The sequence below is a fragment of the Polaromonas sp. genome, from assembly GCF_010365105.1.
GTDB lineage: Bacteria > Pseudomonadota > Gammaproteobacteria > Burkholderiales > Burkholderiaceae_C > Polaromonas.
The window spans coordinates 109,304-124,570 of the sequence record NZ_JAAFGZ010000006.1 but is presented as its reverse complement, the minus strand read 5'-3'; the positions used below and the strand labels follow the sequence as shown (position 1 = coordinate 124,570).

The 15,267-nt window shown below is 61.4% G+C and carries 14 protein-coding genes; 3 read left to right on the top strand and 11 right to left on the bottom strand.

Annotated elements, in window-relative coordinates; genetic code table 11:
- Positions 1–48: 48 nt before the first annotated feature.
- From GZ092_RS05625 to GZ092_RS05600, 6 genes are all read right to left on the bottom strand, one after another.
- Entirely contained in the window at positions 49–1,716 is a 1,668-nt protein-coding gene (locus GZ092_RS05625; protein ID WP_293635176.1) for an MFS transporter, read from the bottom strand.
- Between the two features lie 27 nt (positions 1,717–1,743).
- Positions 1,744–3,006, bottom strand: coding sequence for a nitrate/nitrite transporter (locus tag GZ092_RS05620; protein ID WP_293635174.1), 1,263 nt, complete (start codon positions 3,004–3,006; stop codon positions 1,744–1,746).
- 301 nt (positions 3,007–3,307) lie between these two features.
- Positions 3,308–4,012 carry a response regulator gene (locus GZ092_RS05615; RefSeq protein ID WP_293635172.1) on the bottom strand — a complete coding sequence of 235 codons (705 nt, stop codon included), beginning with the start codon at positions 4,010–4,012 and terminating at the stop codon, positions 3,308–3,310.
- Between the two features lie 108 nt (positions 4,013–4,120).
- Entirely contained in the window at positions 4,121–6,055 is a 1,935-nt protein-coding gene (locus GZ092_RS05610) for a type IV pili methyl-accepting chemotaxis transducer N-terminal domain-containing protein (RefSeq protein ID WP_293635170.1), read from the bottom strand.
- A gap of 12 nt (positions 6,056–6,067) precedes the next feature.
- The gene (gene holA / locus GZ092_RS05605) at positions 6,068–7,171 is read right to left on the bottom strand and encodes a DNA polymerase III subunit delta (RefSeq protein WP_293635168.1); all 1,104 of its coding nucleotides are present in this window, start codon (positions 7,169–7,171) and stop codon (positions 6,068–6,070) included.
- A gap of 33 nt (positions 7,172–7,204) precedes the next feature.
- A complete protein-coding gene (locus GZ092_RS05600; RefSeq protein ID WP_293635166.1) occupies positions 7,205–7,630 on the bottom strand; it encodes an Lrp/AsnC family transcriptional regulator in 426 nt (141 codons plus the stop codon).
- Between the two features lie 122 nt (positions 7,631–7,752).
- On the opposite strand from GZ092_RS05600, the gene GZ092_RS05595 reads away from it, so the two are divergent.
- Together GZ092_RS05595 and rocF are read left to right on the top strand one after the other, a co-directional pair.
- A complete protein-coding gene (locus GZ092_RS05595) occupies positions 7,753–8,877 on the top strand; it encodes an ornithine cyclodeaminase (protein WP_293635164.1) in 1,125 nt (374 codons plus the stop codon).
- Positions 8,878–8,929: 52 nt separating this feature from the next.
- Complete coding sequence (gene rocF / locus GZ092_RS05590; protein WP_293635162.1) at positions 8,930–9,847, top strand: arginase; 918 nt, start codon at positions 8,930–8,932, stop codon at positions 9,845–9,847.
- Positions 9,848–10,111: 264 nt separating this feature from the next.
- Here the strand turns inward: rocF and GZ092_RS05585 are convergent, their stop codons facing one another.
- Both GZ092_RS05585 and hemN read right to left on the bottom strand, forming a co-directional pair.
- Positions 10,112–10,786 carry a sulfite exporter TauE/SafE family protein gene (locus GZ092_RS05585; RefSeq protein WP_293635160.1) on the bottom strand — a complete coding sequence of 225 codons (675 nt, stop codon included), beginning with the start codon at positions 10,784–10,786 and terminating at the stop codon, positions 10,112–10,114.
- 9 nt (positions 10,787–10,795) lie between these two features.
- Positions 10,796–12,178 carry an oxygen-independent coproporphyrinogen III oxidase gene (gene hemN, locus GZ092_RS05580; protein ID WP_293635251.1) on the bottom strand — a complete coding sequence of 461 codons (1,383 nt, stop codon included), beginning with the start codon at positions 12,176–12,178 and terminating at the stop codon, positions 10,796–10,798.
- Between the two features lie 237 nt (positions 12,179–12,415).
- Between hemN and fnr the strand changes: the two genes are divergently transcribed.
- Positions 12,416–13,138, top strand: a complete 723-nt coding sequence (gene fnr / locus GZ092_RS05575) for a fumarate/nitrate reduction transcriptional regulator Fnr (protein WP_293635250.1) — start codon at positions 12,416–12,418, stop codon at positions 13,136–13,138.
- A gap of 39 nt (positions 13,139–13,177) precedes the next feature.
- On the opposite strand, the gene GZ092_RS05570 is transcribed toward fnr, so the two are convergent.
- From GZ092_RS05570 to ccoG, 3 genes are all read right to left on the bottom strand, one after another.
- Positions 13,178–13,471 (bottom strand): hypothetical protein, encoded by a 294-nt coding sequence (locus GZ092_RS05570; protein WP_293635248.1) that lies wholly within the window; start codon positions 13,469–13,471, stop codon positions 13,178–13,180.
- A 78-nt stretch (positions 13,472–13,549) separates the two neighbouring features.
- Positions 13,550–13,807: a nitrogen fixation protein FixH gene (locus GZ092_RS05565; RefSeq protein ID WP_293635158.1), complete on the bottom strand. Its 258-nt coding sequence runs from the start codon at positions 13,805–13,807 to the stop codon at positions 13,550–13,552.
- Between the two features lie 18 nt (positions 13,808–13,825).
- Positions 13,826–15,244 (bottom strand): cytochrome c oxidase accessory protein CcoG, encoded by a 1,419-nt coding sequence (gene ccoG / locus GZ092_RS05560; RefSeq protein ID WP_293635246.1) that lies wholly within the window; start codon positions 15,242–15,244, stop codon positions 13,826–13,828.
- Between the last annotated feature and the right edge of the window lie 23 nt (positions 15,245–15,267).

Sequence of the window (15,267 nt, the reverse complement as noted above, 5' to 3'; positions counted from 1 at the left end):
CCTCTCCCTTCTGGAGAGGGAGCCAGAGGGAGACGGCGCTAAGAGGGCTCATGGGTTCTTGATCTCGGCACCCGCGCGCAAGTAGAACCACCAGTTCAGCACCAGGCACAGGGCGTAAAAAATGGCAAAGCCGTACATCGCGTTTTGTGGCGTTCCGGCCTTGATCTGCGCGCCAATCACCACCGGGGCAATGAAGGCACCGTAAGCGGCGATGGCCGAAGTCCAGCCCAGCACCGGGCCGGCCTGCTGGCGGTCAAAAATCACGCCGATGGTGCGAAAGGTCGAGCCGTTGCCAATGCCACTGGCGGCAAACAGCACCACGAACAGCGCCATGAAAGCGAAGAAATACTGCTCGGGCGTGGCCGAGTTGTAGGCCAGCAGCATCACGTAACCCACGGCCACCGAGGCGGCCACCATGACAGCGGAAATCGCCTGCGTGACGATGGAGCCGCCGATCTTGTCGGCAATCCAGCCGCCCACGGGCCGGATCGCAGCACCCACAAACGGACCGATCCAGGCGTAGGCCAGCACCGCCGGGGCGTTCGGGTTGTTCAGCGTGTGCTGCATCACACCGGCCGAGTTAGGCACATGGCTGACGCCAAAAATCACCTTCATCGCCAGCGGCAGCGCCATCGAAAAACCGATGAACGAGCCGAAGGTGACGATGTACAGAATGGTCAGCGACCAGGTGTGCTTGTTGCGAAAAATGGCAAACTGCTTGGCGACGTTTTCCTTCATCGGGCCGAAGGCCGTCAGCTTGAGCACCATCAGGGTGCTGACAATGATCAGCGGCATGGCCAGCCACATGTTCAGCACGCCCAGGCCCGACGGCTTGGGCAGGTACAGGTACAGGCCGATGCCGGCAGGAATGAACGACAGTGTGTAAAGCCAGGTGATCTTGAGAAAGGCCGGAATCGCGCCGCCAATGGCGGGCGAGACCGTCTTGAGGTTGTTCATGCCAAACCAGCACAAGATCGACAGCGGCACCAGCGACAGCACCCACGCAAAGCCCGCGTTCTGGATCCAGGTCGGCGTACCCGGAGGAATGGCGCCAAAAATCCAGCCGCTTTCCTTGAGCAGCGTCATCGGTTCGCCGCCAAAGCTGCCAAAGATGTTCACCGTCATGACCAGCGGGATCACGATCTGCATCGTGGTCACGCCGAAATTGCCCAGGCCGGCATTCAGGCCCAGCCCGGTTCCCTGCAGGCGCTTGGGGAAAAAGCTGCTGATGTTGGACATGGAAGAAGCAAAGTTGCCGCCGCCCACGCCCGACCACAAGGCCATCAGCTGAAACGACCACAGCGGCCATTCCGGGTGCTGCAGCACAATGCCGGTGCCGATGGCCGGGGCCAGCAGCATGGCGGTGGTCAGAAAAATGGTATTACGCCCGCCCGACAGGCGAATCAGGAAGGACGCCGGAATGCGCATCGTTGCCCCGGCCAGGCCGGCAATGGCGGTCAGCGTGAACAGTTCGGCCTGACTGAACGGGTAGCCCAGGTTCAGCATCTGCACGGTGATGATGCCCCACATTCCCCAGACGGCGAAGCCGCACAGCAGGGCCGGAATCGAGATCCAGAGGTTGCGGTAGGCGATGCGCTTGCCGGTGTTTTCCCAGAAGGTTTCGTCTTCGGGACGCCAGTCGCCGATGTCGGCGCCGGAATCTTTCCCTGACGGCAGGACCGCAGCACCTGCGGGGGAGGCAGTTTTGTTGTTCATGGTGAGTTTCTCGTTAGGAATCGGGGTTCAAGCCTGGGCGCCGGCCGCGTTGCGGCCCATGACTTCGGTGCGCCGCACTTCGGTCCAGTACATCCAGATCAGCGAGACCCAGACCACGCCGTACATCAGCATGAAGGCGCTGGAACGCACGCCGGTGATGTCCATCAGCGCGCCGAACAGGATGGGCAGCACAAAACCGCCCAGGCCGCCGGCCAGTCCGACGATGCCGCTGATGGCGCCGATGTTGTGCGAATAGTCGTCGCTGATGTACTTGAAGACGCTGGCCTTGCCAAAGGCAAAGGCCACGCCCAGCACCGCCATCAGGCCGGTAAAGGCGTACACATTGAGGCCCAGGTGAAAGGTCGAGGGGCCGTTGACGGTCAGCAGCGTGAAATCCATCTGCGGATAGGACAGCAGGAACAGGCAGATCCAGCTCACCCACATCACCCACCAGGTCACGCTGTGCGCGCCGTACTTGTCCGACAGCACGCCGCCGACCGCGCGCAGCACGCCGCCGGGCAGTGAGAAGCAGGCCGCCAGCAGCGCCGCCGTGCGGATGTCCAGGCCGTATTCGCCGATGTAGTACTGCACCATCCACAGCGACAGCGCCACATAGCCACCAAACACGATGCTGTAGTACTGGCAGTACTTGAGCACTTTCGGGTCTTTCAGGGCCTTGAGCTGGTCGGTGAACTTGACGTTGCTGGGCACCAGGTGCTTGGGGTCGCTGTAGCTGAACATCCAGAACAGCACCAGGGTGCCGAACATGATGGCCGCATACACCTGCGGCACCATGGCCCAGCCAAAGGCCACCAGAATCACCGGCGCGACGAACTTGTTCACCGCCGCGCCCGAGTTGCCCGCGCCATAGACGCCCATGGCCGTGCCCTGACGGCTCTTGGGAAACCAGCGCGCCACATACGGCGTGCCGACCGAGAACGAACCGCCAGCCAGGCCAACGAACAGGCCGATGGTGATGAAATGCCAGTACTGCGTGGCATAGCTCATCATCCAGATCGCTGGCACGGTGATCGCCATCAGCACCGCCATGACAATGCGGCCACCGTATTTGTCGGTCCAGATGCCCAGCGGCACGCGGATCAGCGAGCCGGTCAGCACCGGCATGGCGGTCAGCAGGCCGAACTGGGTGGCGTTCAGGTTCAGCATCTTCTTGATCGGGATGCCGATGACGCCGAACATCATCCACACCATGAAGCAAACGGTGAACGCCAGCGTGCTGACGATCAGCACCGACCACGCTCTTCTTGAATTGCTCAGCTCAGAGGCCATGTTTTTTTCTCCAGGAGACATGGCATGACTGTCGGGGTTTTCGGGCTTGCTGCCTATCCACCGTTGGAAGGTGCGAACGCGCCAGAAGAACGATGGCCAACCCGGCGGCCATCGTTCTGAAGGACTACACCCGTGTCAATTCAGGAAAAGCTTGATGCAGGTCAAAGCCCACCCGGGCGATGAATGCGACACGCAGCGCTGCAGATCGGCCTGATTTCAAGTTTTTCAGGTCTTTCATGCCTCTTGCGCAAGCCTGGCGGACCAAGGCAGCTATCAATAAATGAGTAAAGTCTGTTCCGGCTCAACCTGCTTCCAGGCCGGTCGCCACCACGGCGGCCTGCACGCGCGACGTCAGCTGCAGCTTGCGCAGGATGTGCTGGACGTGGATCTTGACGGTGGTTTCTGCAATGTCGAGCTTGCGCGCAATCAGCTTGTTGCTGTCGCCCAGGGCGATCAGGGCCAGCACTTCACGCTCGCGCGTCGACAGCAGGTCGATGCCCGGGTGCGCTGGCGCAGTCTCCGGGGCCACACCGGCGGGCATTTCAGGCAAGACCGCCGGTTCGGGCGCGCTTGATGCGGATTTGCCGCGAAAGGCGGCGACCAGCTTGGTCATCATTTCCGGGCTGATGACCGATTCGCCGGCCAGCACCTTGATGATGAATTCGGAGAGGTGGTCGAGTTCCACGGTTTTCAGCAGGTAGCCGTCGGCACCGGCCTGCAGCGCGGCGGCCAGGTCATCCTCGTTTTCGCTCACGGTCAGCATCAGGATGCGGATGCCGGGTGCCGCCGCTTTCAGCGAGGCAATACCGTCCACGCCCAGAACGCCAGGGAGGTGGTTGTCGAGCAACACCAGGTCGGGTTTGGCTTGTGCCACGCAGCGCAGCGCCTCGCCGATGTCGCCAGCCTGACCGGTCACCTGGAAGCGCTCGTCCTGCGACAGCAAGGCCATCAGGCCGCGGCGAAACAGCGTGTGGTCATCGACCACCAGCAAGCGGATCAGCTCCATGGCTGTGCCTTTCGGAAAACGCTATCAATTAAATAGCTATCTGTGTAAGTGGATAGTGCGCCAGAGGCGTTTTTCATGGCTATTCAGTCGTGGAATGTCAGGTTTTTGTCAATGAACACGCATCAGGCCGGCCAGCGACTCCAGCTCCAGCCCGGTGATGGCCACGCCGCTGCTTTTAGCCACCGGATGCGTGGGCAGCGTCAGGCTTGCGGTGGTGCCCTGCCCCGGCTTCGAGATGATTTCAACGTGGGCGCCAATGCCGCCGGCGCGTTCGCGCATGATTTTCATGCCGACATGGGAGGGGCCGTGTTCCCTGCGGGCATTGAAACCGATGCCGTCGTCGCGCACCATGAAGCGCCACTGCGCACCCTTGATCACTTCGAGCTCGACCTTGCTGGCGCCGGCATGCTTGCGCACATTGGACAGCGCTTCCTGCAGCACATGCAGCACCTGCACCTGCACGTCGGGCGGCAGCGGCAGGCCGTCGCCATGCACGGTCAAGTGCGTCGGCAGGCCGGTCTGGTGCTGGAATTTTTGCAATGTTTCCTGCAGCGCCTGCTCAATGTCGTCGGTATTGGTGCGGGTGCGGAAATGCACCAGCAGCTCGCGCACGTCGCCGATGCTCTCGCGCAGCCCGGTGTCCAGTTCGTCCAGCGCCTGGTGCATCTGCTCGGTCTGGCCTTTCTGGGTGGCGGTGCGCAGCAGTTGCAGCTGGATCTTGAGGAACACCAGCGACTGCGCAATCGAGTCGTGCAGTTCACGCGCCAGCATCGCGCGTTCTTCGGCCACGGCGGCTTCTCTGGCCAGCGCGGCGGCACGCAGGCTTTCCAGCGCGCTGGCCAGATGGCTGGCCAGCGCGTCGAGCAGCTCGGTTTCCTCGTCGCTGAGCGTGACGGCGCTGCGGAAAAACAGGTTGAATTCGCCCAGCAGGCGCTGCTGCAGCCGGATGGGCACGCTGACAACGCTTTCGTAGCCCACCTTGGCGCAGCGCCGCACCGGGATTTCGTCGTGACTCAGGATCGGGATCACACGGGTGCGCGACGCAGGCTGCAGGTTGCCGCAGGCACAGGCGCCGGCCAGCAGCGTGCGCTCTTCTTCGAGCATGTCCTGCGGAAAGCAGTCAGAGGCCAGCATCAGGTAGCGCTTGCTGGCGTCGTCCGACCAGCGGACGGCGCCGGCATCGGCCTTCATGAGCGTGCGCACACGCTGTGCAAAGCCACGCGCCAGCTCCTCGATGCTGCTGGCCTGGGCCAGAAAGGCGCTGACTTCATAGAGTGCCTCCAGCCGCAGCCGCTGCGCCTCGATGTGCCGGGTCTTGGCCTCGACCTGGGACTCCAGGCCGTGGTACATCGACTCCAGGGTGCCGGCCATGCGGTTGAAGCCGGCGGCCACCTGGCCGAACTCGTCACCGGTGTCAACATCGATGCGGGTTGCGAGCTCGCCGGACTCGATCTTGCCCAGGCCCTGGCGCAGCCGGCTCAGAGGGCTGATCACATACAGGTAGCCGGTGTAGAGCATGACGACCGCACCGCCGATGGCCAGCGCCATCATGGCGAACTGGAACAGGTTGAGGATGGCGGTCAGCCGGGACAGGTGCCGCTCGATGGCCAGCACGAAGCGGTCGATGGCCTCGACAAAATCGCCAGCCGTCTGCAGCGAAGCATCCACGGGAAGGGCCGGCACGGCCTGCCAGTGCTGGCGCTGCACCTGCCACAGCGACTCGACCACGGCAAACTGCTGGCGGACCTGGTCATCCCAGGGAACGAACAGCGGCCGGGACGCGTCGCCACTGCGCAATACCGACAGGCTGTCTTCAAAGTGGCCAATCAGGCGCTGCAGTTCGACAGGGGGCGTGCCGGCATGCACGGCGCTGGTCAGGCGCCAGGTCTGCATGCGCATGCGTCCGGCTTCGTTGACCGCCGCAGCGCCGCCTTCAAGCTGCCAGGTGACCCACAAGGTCAGTCCGATCGACGCCAGCGCCAGGATCAGCAGGCTGGCACCGATGCGCAGCAGCTTTTTGGAAAGGGAGGCGTTGTGCAGCATGTGTTGAATCCCTCATGCCTGCGGGCGTTGTCGGCTGGCCGGTGGAGGCCCGCGCGATGGTGCCGCGCAGTGCTCGCACACCATGCCGGCCAGCCGGTGCAGTGCCTGCCAGCCGCTCAGCGGCCAGTCGGGCTGCTTCAGGCCCTTGACGATGCCATCGACCTTTTGCGCGGCGTCGAGCAGTCTGGCCAGTGCGGCATCGCTCATGCCGGGCAGCACGCGTTCATAGAGTTTTTCTTTCGCACCCCAGACGCGGTTTTCACGCAGCGCCATCGGCATGGGGCGGCCGGCGCGAATCGCGTCTTTCACCCGTTTCATGCTGCGGATGTCTTCGGCCAGCGCCCAGTGCACCAGCACTTCGGACTCGCCTTCGGATTGCAGGCCGTCGATCATGCGGGCAGCGCGGATCGCCTGACCGCCCAGCACCGCCTCGGACAGTTTGAACACGTCGTAGCGCGCCACATTGAGCACCGCATTTTCCACCTGGTCAAAGCTCAAAACGCCATCGCCCGTGACCGGGTAGAGCAGCGCCAGCTTCTGGATTTCCTGGTGCGCGGCCAGCAGGTTGCCCTCGACCCGGTCGGCAAAGAACTGCAGCGTGCGCTGGCCTTCTTCGCCATTCGCCACGCGCTGGCCCTGCTGCTGCAGGCGCTGCGCGATCCATTGCGGCAGCATGGGTCGGCCAATCGGCTCGAACCTGACGGTCACGCCGAAGCTCTCCAGCGCGCCAAACCAGGCGCCCTTGCTGGTAGCGCTGTCGAGCCGCGGCAGCATCACCAGCGTCAGCGTGGAGTCGTCGCCCTGGGCGCGCTCGGCCAGTTGCTGCAGCGCCACCGAGCCGTCCTTCCCGGGCTTGCCGCCGGGAATGCGGACCTCGACGATCTGTTTGTCGGCAAACAGGCTGAGCGAGCCGCCGCTGGCCAGCACCTCGCTCCAGTCGAAATGCGCGCCTGAAACCGTGTGCACCGTGCGCTCGGTGTAACCTTGCTGACGGGCCGCAGCGCGCAGCGCATCGGCAAACTCCTGCACCAGCAGGGGTTCGTCGCCATGCAGGGTGTAGAGGCTCCTCAAGCCGCGCTTGAGGTGGTCGGACAGTTGGGCGGGGGCCAGTTGCATAGTGGAGTGATTCTAGAAGCTGGGGCCTGCGCGCTACGAGAGCCGGTAGGTTTCCAGGTGAATGCTGGTTTCGGTGTTGCTGATGCCCTTGAGCAGGCGGATGCGTTCGAGCACCTTGGCCAGATCCTGCAGGTTTTCGGCGCGCAGTTCGGCCAGCAGGTCCCAGCGGCCGTTGGTGTCGTGCAGCGTGGCCACGCCGGGCTCGCCCAGCAGGCTGGCAATCACCGTGCGGGTCTGGTTGCCCTCGACGGCAATGCTCATCCATGCCTTGATTTCACTCCGCTGCACATCGGGCCGCAGGCGCACGGTGTAGCCGACGATGACGCGCTCGTCTTCCAGCTTGCGAATCCGGTTGGTGACGGTACCGCGCGAAACCCCCATCCGAGTGGCCAGCGTCGCCACGGAAAGGCGTGCGTCCTGGCGCAAAAAGGAAATCAGCTGGTGATCGGTTTCATCCATTTTGATATTTTATCCTGTCATAACGGCAATAAACTGTCAATTTGCACTCAATTTTGACACTTGTGATTGCCTTGCGTGAGAAGGACACTGGGTGCATCTTTTCCAAAGCGCGCGAGGCCTCCATGAAACATGTCACTCAACCCTGCCAGAAAACCCTTTTCCTGAGCCCCTCCGATGTGGCCGGACTGGTCCACAACCAGGGCATGGCTGCTACGCTGCAGGGTCTGGAAGCGTACATCCGGCAGGATTTTTCGCGCTGGAGCAGCTTTGACAAGTCGGCGCGCCTGGCGAGCCATTCACCGGACGGCGTGATCGAACTCATGCCGATTGCCGATGGCGCCCACTACACCTTCAAATACGTCAACGGCCATCCGAAAAACACCTCGCAGGGCCTGCCTACTGTCATGGCGTTCGGGGTTCTGGCCGATGTGTCCACCGGCATGCCGATGCTGCTCAGTGAACTGACGCTGGCGACGGCCTTGCGCACCGCCGCCACTTCGGTGCTGGCGGCGCGCGCGCTGGCCCGGCCCGAGAGCCGCGTGATGGCGCTGATCGGCAATGGCGCACAAAGCGAATTCCAGGCGCTGGCATTTCACCATTTGCTCGGCATCAAGGAAATCCGTCTCTACGACACCGATGCCGCCGCCACCGCCAAGCTGATGCGGAACCTGCAGGCCAACCCGGACACCGCCGGCCTGCGCCTGCGGGTCTGCGCCAGCAGCGCTGAAGCGGTGTTTGACGCGGACATCGTGACCACCATCACCGCCGACAAGACACAGGCGGCCATCATTACCGCCGGCATGCTCAGCCCCGGCACCCACCTGAACGCCGTAGGTGGCGACTGTCCCGGCAAAACCGAAATCCACCCCGAGGTGCTGGCCGCCGCCAAAGTGTTCGTGGAATACGAGCCGCAAACCCGCGTGGAAGGCGATCTGCAGCAGATGCCGCCCGGTTTTGCCGTCACCGAACTGTGGCAGGTGCTGGCAGGCGATGCGACGGGCCGTGACAGCGCCGCGCAGGTCACGGTGTTTGACTCGGTCGGCTTTGCGCTTGAGGATTTCTCGGCCTTGCGCTATCTTTACGCCCAGGCCCGAGGGCACGGACTTGGCCAGTCCCTGCCCCTGATTCCCCGGCTGGAAGACCCCAAGGACCTTTACCAGCTCGTCAGGCCGGCCTTTTCCAGTGCCTCCGGACTGCTGGACGCCGGGGCGCCTGTCCGGCCAGTGGCCGAGCCCGTTCTGGAATGAGCCGCAAGTCGCCCATAAAACACATTGCCCACAACCGCGAATCGACAACCCCATGACACAACACATCAGACTGATAGGCGCACCCACCGATGTCGGCGCGGGCACGCGCGGCGCCTCGATGGGTCCGGAAGCTTTCCGCGTGGCGGGCCTGCAGCCGACACTGGAAGGCCACGGCCTGCGCGTCACCGACCAGGGCAACCTTGTCGGACCGGCCAACCCCTGGCAAGCACCCGTTAGCGGCTACCGCCACCTGGTCGAGGTTGCGGCCTGGAACCATGCGGTGCACGAAGCGGTGCATACGGCGCTGATCGAGGGCGAGATGCCGGTGCTGCTGGGCGGCGACCACTGCTTGGCGATTGGCTCCATCAGCGCGGTAGCCCGTCACTGTCGCCAGACCGGCAAGAAGCTGCGCGTGCTGTGGCTCGATGCGCACACCGACTTCAACACCGACGACCTGACGCCGACCGGCAACACGCACGGCATGCCGGTGGCGGTCCTGTGCGGCCACGGGCCGGCCGAACTGACAGGCATTGGCGGGCAGTCGCCGGCGATCGAGCCGTCGGTCATTCGCCAGATCGGCATCCGCAGCGTGGATGCCGGCGAAAAGCGCTTTGTCAGGGCATCGGGGCTGGAGGTGTTCGACATGCGCTACATCGACGAAATGGGCATGAAGCGCACCATGGAGGCGGCGCTGGCCGGCATCGACGCCGACACGCACCTGCATGTGAGCTTTGACGTGGACTTTCTGGACGCCAGCTTCGCGCCCGGCGTTGGAACGGCCGTCAAGGGCGGCCCCACCTACCGCGAAGCCCAGCTGTGCATGGAAATGATTGCCGACACCGGCCGCATGGCATCGCTTGACGTGATGGAGCTCAACCCGGCACTCGACGTGCGCAATGCCACGGCCGAAGTGGCGCTGGACCTGATCGAAAGCCTGTTCGGCAAAAGCACGCTGATGCGCCGGGGATAGAGCGGCATCACCGGGCACGTCCATCGCGGCGTTCAAAACTCGCCGGCTGGCTGATTGCTATCGAATTTGTAGCTGGTTAACCATACTCAGCATGCGAAAGAAGCCTATTCGGTACTGAAAATTGGTTTTCTGATCAGAATGAATACGCCCCAAAGGCTGAAAAAGCCCTGAACAACAGCAGGGGCCGCGGAACCGGCTTTGCCGGGCCGCAGGCGCAGCGCCCCCTCAGGGGCAGCGACCCGCGCAGCGGCGGAGCGTGGGGGCTTACGTAACACACCAGGGCGCCGTATCGTGCGCCAGCCCCATCCACAAGGCCCAGCCGGAAGTGGCTGCCAATGCCAGCCCGGCCAGGCGAATGCCCCATTCACCGCTTCCACCGCCGCGCAGGCGCAGCAGCAGCCACGGGCCGATCAGCAGGGACACACTACTGCCCAGGGCAAACAGCGCCATGGTCAGCGCGCCCTGCAGCGGACCGCCGCTCAGGGCCGCCACCAGCACCGCCGAGTACAGCAGCCCGCATGGCATGAAGGCCCAGAGTGCGCCAATGGCCAGCGGCGCGCCCCGGCCCCAGGATGCATTGAACGCCCTGACCCGGCTCCATACGCTACGCGCCGTGCTGTCGAGCCACACCGGCTGGCGGGCCAGCACCACCAGCATCAAGCCCATCATCATCACGGCGACATGAAACAGCGTCCAGACCGGGCGCATGACTGCCGTCTGGGTGGTCAGCCATCCCAGGCCCTGCATCGACGCTGCGGCCACCGCACCGAGCGCCGAATAGCTGGCCAGCCTACCAGCCTGGAAAGTCCAGAGGGCGGATGTCTTGCGCGCGCCGGCCGCATTGCCGATGCCCGCGCAGGCGGCGCCGCACATGGCAATGCAGTGCGGCCCGCCTGCCAGTCCCATCAATAATGCCGTCATGGCCAGCGAGGTGTTCATGAAACCGTTCTAGATGATCCGGGAAAACCTTGCACGCGTACGGTCTGCCTGCAGATAGCGGTCAAAAACCATCGCCACGCTGCGTACAAAATAACAGCCCATCGCCGTCACCTGAAGGCCAGTGTCACTGACCTCCACCAGACCCTGTGCCTGCAGGCCGCAAAGCAGTTCCAGCTCGGCGGCAAAATAGCACTTGAAATCAATCAGGTAGCCCAGTTCGATCGACTCGAACTCCAACTGGCCCTGGCACATCAGCGCCATGATGACGCTGCGCCGCACCAGGTCATCGCGGGACAGCGCCAGACCCCGTGCCACGGGCAGTCGCCCCTGCTGCAGGTCGTCGTAATACGTGTCCAGTGTCTTGGCGTTTTGGCTGTAAGTGGCGCCCACCTTGCCTATGGCGGAGACCCCCAGACCGATCAGGTCGGCGTCAGGCTGGATGCTGTAGCCCTGGGAGTTGCGGTGCAGTCGGCCCTGGCGTTTGGCAACCGCCAGTGCATGGTCAGGCAGGGCAAAGTGGTCCATGCCGATATACACATAACCGGCATGCTGAAAGGCAGAAAAAGAGTGCGACTGCATGCAAAGCCTGGCGCGGGGGTCAGGCAACGCGGCAACATCAATCCGGCGTTGCGGTTTGAAGTGCTGGGGCAGGTGGTCATATGCGTACAGGGCAATGGAGTCCGGCCGCAATTCCAAAACCTGCGCCAGGGTGCGGTCAAACGATTCCGGCGTTTGTTTCGGCAGCCCATGGATCAGGTCCATGTTGATGGACTCAAAATCAATCAGGCGTGCCGCTGCCATCAATGAAAAAACCTGTTCGGCAGGCTGGATGCGATGGACCGCTTTTTGCACCGCCGGATCGAAATCCTGGACCCCGAAGCTCAGCCGGTTGAAACCCAGTTCCGCCAGTGTGGACAGGCGCGCGGAGTCTACGGTTCGCGGATCGACTTCAATGGAATAGTCTCCACCCGCTGCAAACTGGAAGCTCCGCCGCAGCATGGCCATCAACTTGCGCAATTCACCATCGCTCAAGAAGGTGGGGCTGCCGCCGCCCAGATCGAGCTGGCTGACTGCTTGACCCGTTCCCAGATGAGCAGTGTACAAATCAAGCTCGCGGCCAAGGTAGTGCAGGTAGGTTTCGCCGTGTGCATGCTGCCTGGTGATGATCTTGTGACAGGAACAGTAATAGCAAAGCGATTCGCAGAAAGGAATATGCACGTAGACTGAAAGCGGCACTCGCATGGCGGCCGCGCCGTTTCGGCGCTGTGCAAGTGCCTGCGCCAGCTGTTCGGGCGTGAAGGCTTCGACGAAGCGGTCTGCGGTCGGGTACGTGGTGTAGCGCGGTCCCGGTACATCGAAACGGCGAATCAATTCGTGAGTGGGGATGGGCATACAATCAACCGCAAGTGCGTTCGTGACGGTTCCTTGAAACGCGCACCCGCGATTCCGGGGCAAGCACTGCCAATGTATCTTGAAGTTCGCATTGCTTGTTTGACCTATGTCAGCGGTCAGCCTGTCTAAAACCATGCAACGAACCCACATCAGGAGAATGTCATGTTCGAGGTCAAACCAGAGTCCATGAGTACGGGCAAGCGCGGGGAAGTCGCAAGCGACGCCGGGCTCCAGCCCATCAACCCTGTCACCGTGAAAGTTGCCTGCTCCAACTGCAACCTTCGTGAACTTTGCATGCCCATGGGCCTGAAAGCCGATGAACTGGACAGGATCGAGGAAGTGGTCGCTGTACGCCGCAAGGTCAAACGCGGAGGCCGTCTGTACAGCAACGGTGAAAAGTTCAGTTCACTGTTTGCCATCCGAACCGGCTTTTTCAAAACCTGCATCACCACCGAAGACGGCCGCAATCAGGTGACCGGATTTCAGATGGCTGGCGAAATTATCGGTCTGGACGGCATTGTCAAGGAGCACCACACCTGTGATGCTATCGCGCTGGAAGACGCTGAAGTATGCGTGATGCCGTTTGACCGCATCGAAGAGTTGTCACGGGAAGTTGTCTCCCTTCAACGCCATGTGCACAAAATCATGAGCCGAGAGATCGTTCGTGAACACGGCGTGATGCTGCTGCTCGGCAGCATGCGCGCGGAAGAGCGCCTGGCCGCCTTTTTGTTGAACCTGGTCCAGCGGCTGCATGCTCGCGGCTTCTCGCAATCCGAACTTCTGTTGCGCATGACGCGAGAGGAAATTGGCAGCTACCTGGGCCTTAAGCTGGAAACGGTCAGCCGGACTTTTTCAAAATTCGTAGAAGACAAGATTGTGGAGGTCAAGCAGCGTCATGTGCGCATCCTTGATACCGAAGCCCTCAAACTGATCGTGAACAACAACCAGAAATCCTGCTAAGACTGAAATTTCTTGGCCGGTGACTGATGGGTGGACGGGCTAATTGATCTTCACTTTTCGAGCACCGCTTTCGAGCACTTCATCCGCCAGAAGTTGGCGACGATTGACTTCGAATGGAGACATGGCAAGCAGGGTTGTCAAAGCACTTGATGCCATGGTCAGTGCCCAGAATACAAAAAAAGCCAAAGTGTAGACGGCCTCGCGAGACAAAGCCAGAGGCTGGCCAAACCAATGCAGGCTCTGCGGATCAACCAGGGCGAATACCAGCATTTCTATCATGCCTGCCAGCAAGAAGGCAGGCCATGCAATCCACATCAATCGGTGAGCCCACATAAAGTTCAAATCCTTCTGGTAATTTGAGGGTTGAATGGACTTGTCATTTGACGACTCCTTCCGAATCCGGTTCAGTTCTCAAGGCTCAGCAGGCGCTGGAACGCCCGTGGCCGCATGATTTCGGGCCTGCATCGCTGGTGCCATATTGGTGGACAACGACTCCTGCTTCACGCCACTCGACAATGATCCCTGGCCGTAGCCGGTCACGACAGGATCGGGGATCTTGATGGCGAGGTACAAGGTGATGAATGAGGCAACGACAACCACCGCAGGCCCTGCGAAAACCATCCACACATGCCCGAATTTCCACCAGGGTTGTCCGTCTTCTTTGTTCATGATATTTCCATTATTAATTTAGCGGGGTACGAGAAATACCGACTTCTCGATCACGCGTCCCGGCGAATTGAGAGCCTCGATTTCAAAATGAATTTCATGCGAGCCTGGACTTGCCGCCTCGTATGGCAATTGCAAGGTGACGGGAATTCCGCGCGCCTGAGTCGCATCAACCGTGAAAGTGCTTTCTGAGGCCAGTGTCAGACCTGGCAACCCGGTGGCGGCAATGCGGTATTGCTGGGTGGTTTCAGTCGCATTCATCACCTGCAGGCGGTAGACATTTTCGATCTTTCCACCACTCACGATACGTGCCAGCGAAGTACGGTCACGGATAACATCGACCTTGAACGGGGAGCGCAGCGCCAGACTGATGAACATGGCGGCGGTCACGGAGAGCAAGATGGCCGTGTAGACAAGCACCCTGGGACGAAATATGCGGCGCAAAAGCTGCGATTTACCCCAGCCCTGCACTACCGCGTTTTGGGTTGAATAGCGAATCAGGCCGCGTGGGTAGTTCATCTTGTCCATCACGGTATCGCATACATCGATACAGGCCGCGCAACTGATGCATTCGTATTGCAGTCCTTTGCGGATATCGATCCCCGTCGGACAGACCTGGACACAAAGCGTGCAGTCAACACAGGAACCCAGATTCAGAGCCGCCGGATCAGCCTTCTTGGAACGGGAGCCCCGGGGTTCGCCGCGCGCCTCGTCATAGGTCACGATCAAGGTGTCCTTGTCGAACATGGCACTTTGAAAGCGCGCATACGGGCACATGTACTTGCAGACCTGCTCGCGCATATACCCTGCATTGCCATAGGTCGCAAACCCGTAAAAGAAAACCCAAAAGGTTTCCCATGATCCCATACTTGCATTGACGAAACTGACACCCAGTTCCTTGATGGGCGTGAAATAGCCGACAAAGGTAAACCCGGTCCACAGGGCCAGGCCAATCCACAAAACCTGCTTGCTGGCCTTGCGTGCAAACTTTTTTACGGACATGGGACTTGCATCGAGTCGCAAACGCGCCGAGCGGTCGCCTTCGGTGATCTTTTCTAGCCAAAGAAAGATTTCGGTATATACCGTCTGGGGACAGGCATAGCCGCACCACTGGCGGCCGGCTACGGCCGTGAACAAGAACAACCCCAACGCCGAAATCACCAGAATGCCCGCGAGGTAAATGAAATCCTGCGGGTAAAGAACCAGCCCAAGAATATAAAAGCGCCGTGCTTCCAGATCAAACAATATCGCTTGGCGCTGGCCCCACTCCAGCCACGGCAGGCCATAGAAGACAAGCTGGGTGATATAGACCATGGCCCAGCGCCACTTGGAAAAAAGCCCCGTGACGCTTCGCGGGTAAATTTTCTTCTGGGCTTGGTAGATGCTGCCTGGTTCGCCATCGGCAGTTGCTGACGTGGCCTGCAACTGCTCTCCAGCCATTACCGTGATGGGAATGACTTTTC

Excerpts from the sequence above, each read along its gene's own strand:
- GZ092_RS05615 (WP_293635172.1), bottom strand. The coding sequence starts at position 4,012 with ATGGAGCTGATCCGCTTGCTGGTGGTCGATGACCACACGCTGTTTCGC.
- GZ092_RS05600 (WP_293635166.1), bottom strand. The coding sequence starts at position 7,630 with ATGGATGAAACCGATCACCAGCTGATTTCCTTTTTGCGCCAGGACGCA.
- GZ092_RS05565 (WP_293635158.1), bottom strand. The coding sequence starts at position 13,807 with ATGAACAAAGAAGACGGACAACCCTGGTGGAAATTCGGGCATGTGTGG.
- GZ092_RS05610 (WP_293635170.1), bottom strand. The coding sequence starts at position 6,055 with ATGCTGCACAACGCCTCCCTTTCCAAAAAGCTGCTGCGCATCGGTGCC.
- GZ092_RS05625 (WP_293635176.1), bottom strand. The coding sequence starts at position 1,716 with ATGAACAACAAAACTGCCTCCCCCGCAGGTGCTGCGGTCCTGCCGTCA.
- GZ092_RS05585 (WP_293635160.1), bottom strand. The coding sequence starts at position 10,786 with ATGAACACCTCGCTGGCCATGACGGCATTATTGATGGGACTGGCAGGC.
- ccoG (WP_293635246.1), bottom strand. The coding sequence starts at position 15,244 with ATGGCTGGAGAGCAGTTGCAGGCCACGTCAGCAACTGCCGATGGCGAA.
- GZ092_RS05570 (WP_293635248.1), bottom strand. The coding sequence starts at position 13,471 with ATGTGGGCTCACCGATTGATGTGGATTGCATGGCCTGCCTTCTTGCTG.
- rocF (WP_293635162.1), top strand. The coding sequence starts at position 8,930 with ATGACACAACACATCAGACTGATAGGCGCACCCACCGATGTCGGCGCG.
- hemN (WP_293635251.1), bottom strand. The coding sequence starts at position 12,178 with ATGCCCATCCCCACTCACGAATTGATTCGCCGTTTCGATGTACCGGGA.
- GZ092_RS05595 (WP_293635164.1), top strand. The coding sequence starts at position 7,753 with ATGAAACATGTCACTCAACCCTGCCAGAAAACCCTTTTCCTGAGCCCC.
- GZ092_RS05620 (WP_293635174.1), bottom strand. The coding sequence starts at position 3,006 with ATGGCCTCTGAGCTGAGCAATTCAAGAAGAGCGTGGTCGGTGCTGATC.
- holA (WP_293635168.1), bottom strand. The coding sequence starts at position 7,171 with ATGCAACTGGCCCCCGCCCAACTGTCCGACCACCTCAAGCGCGGCTTG.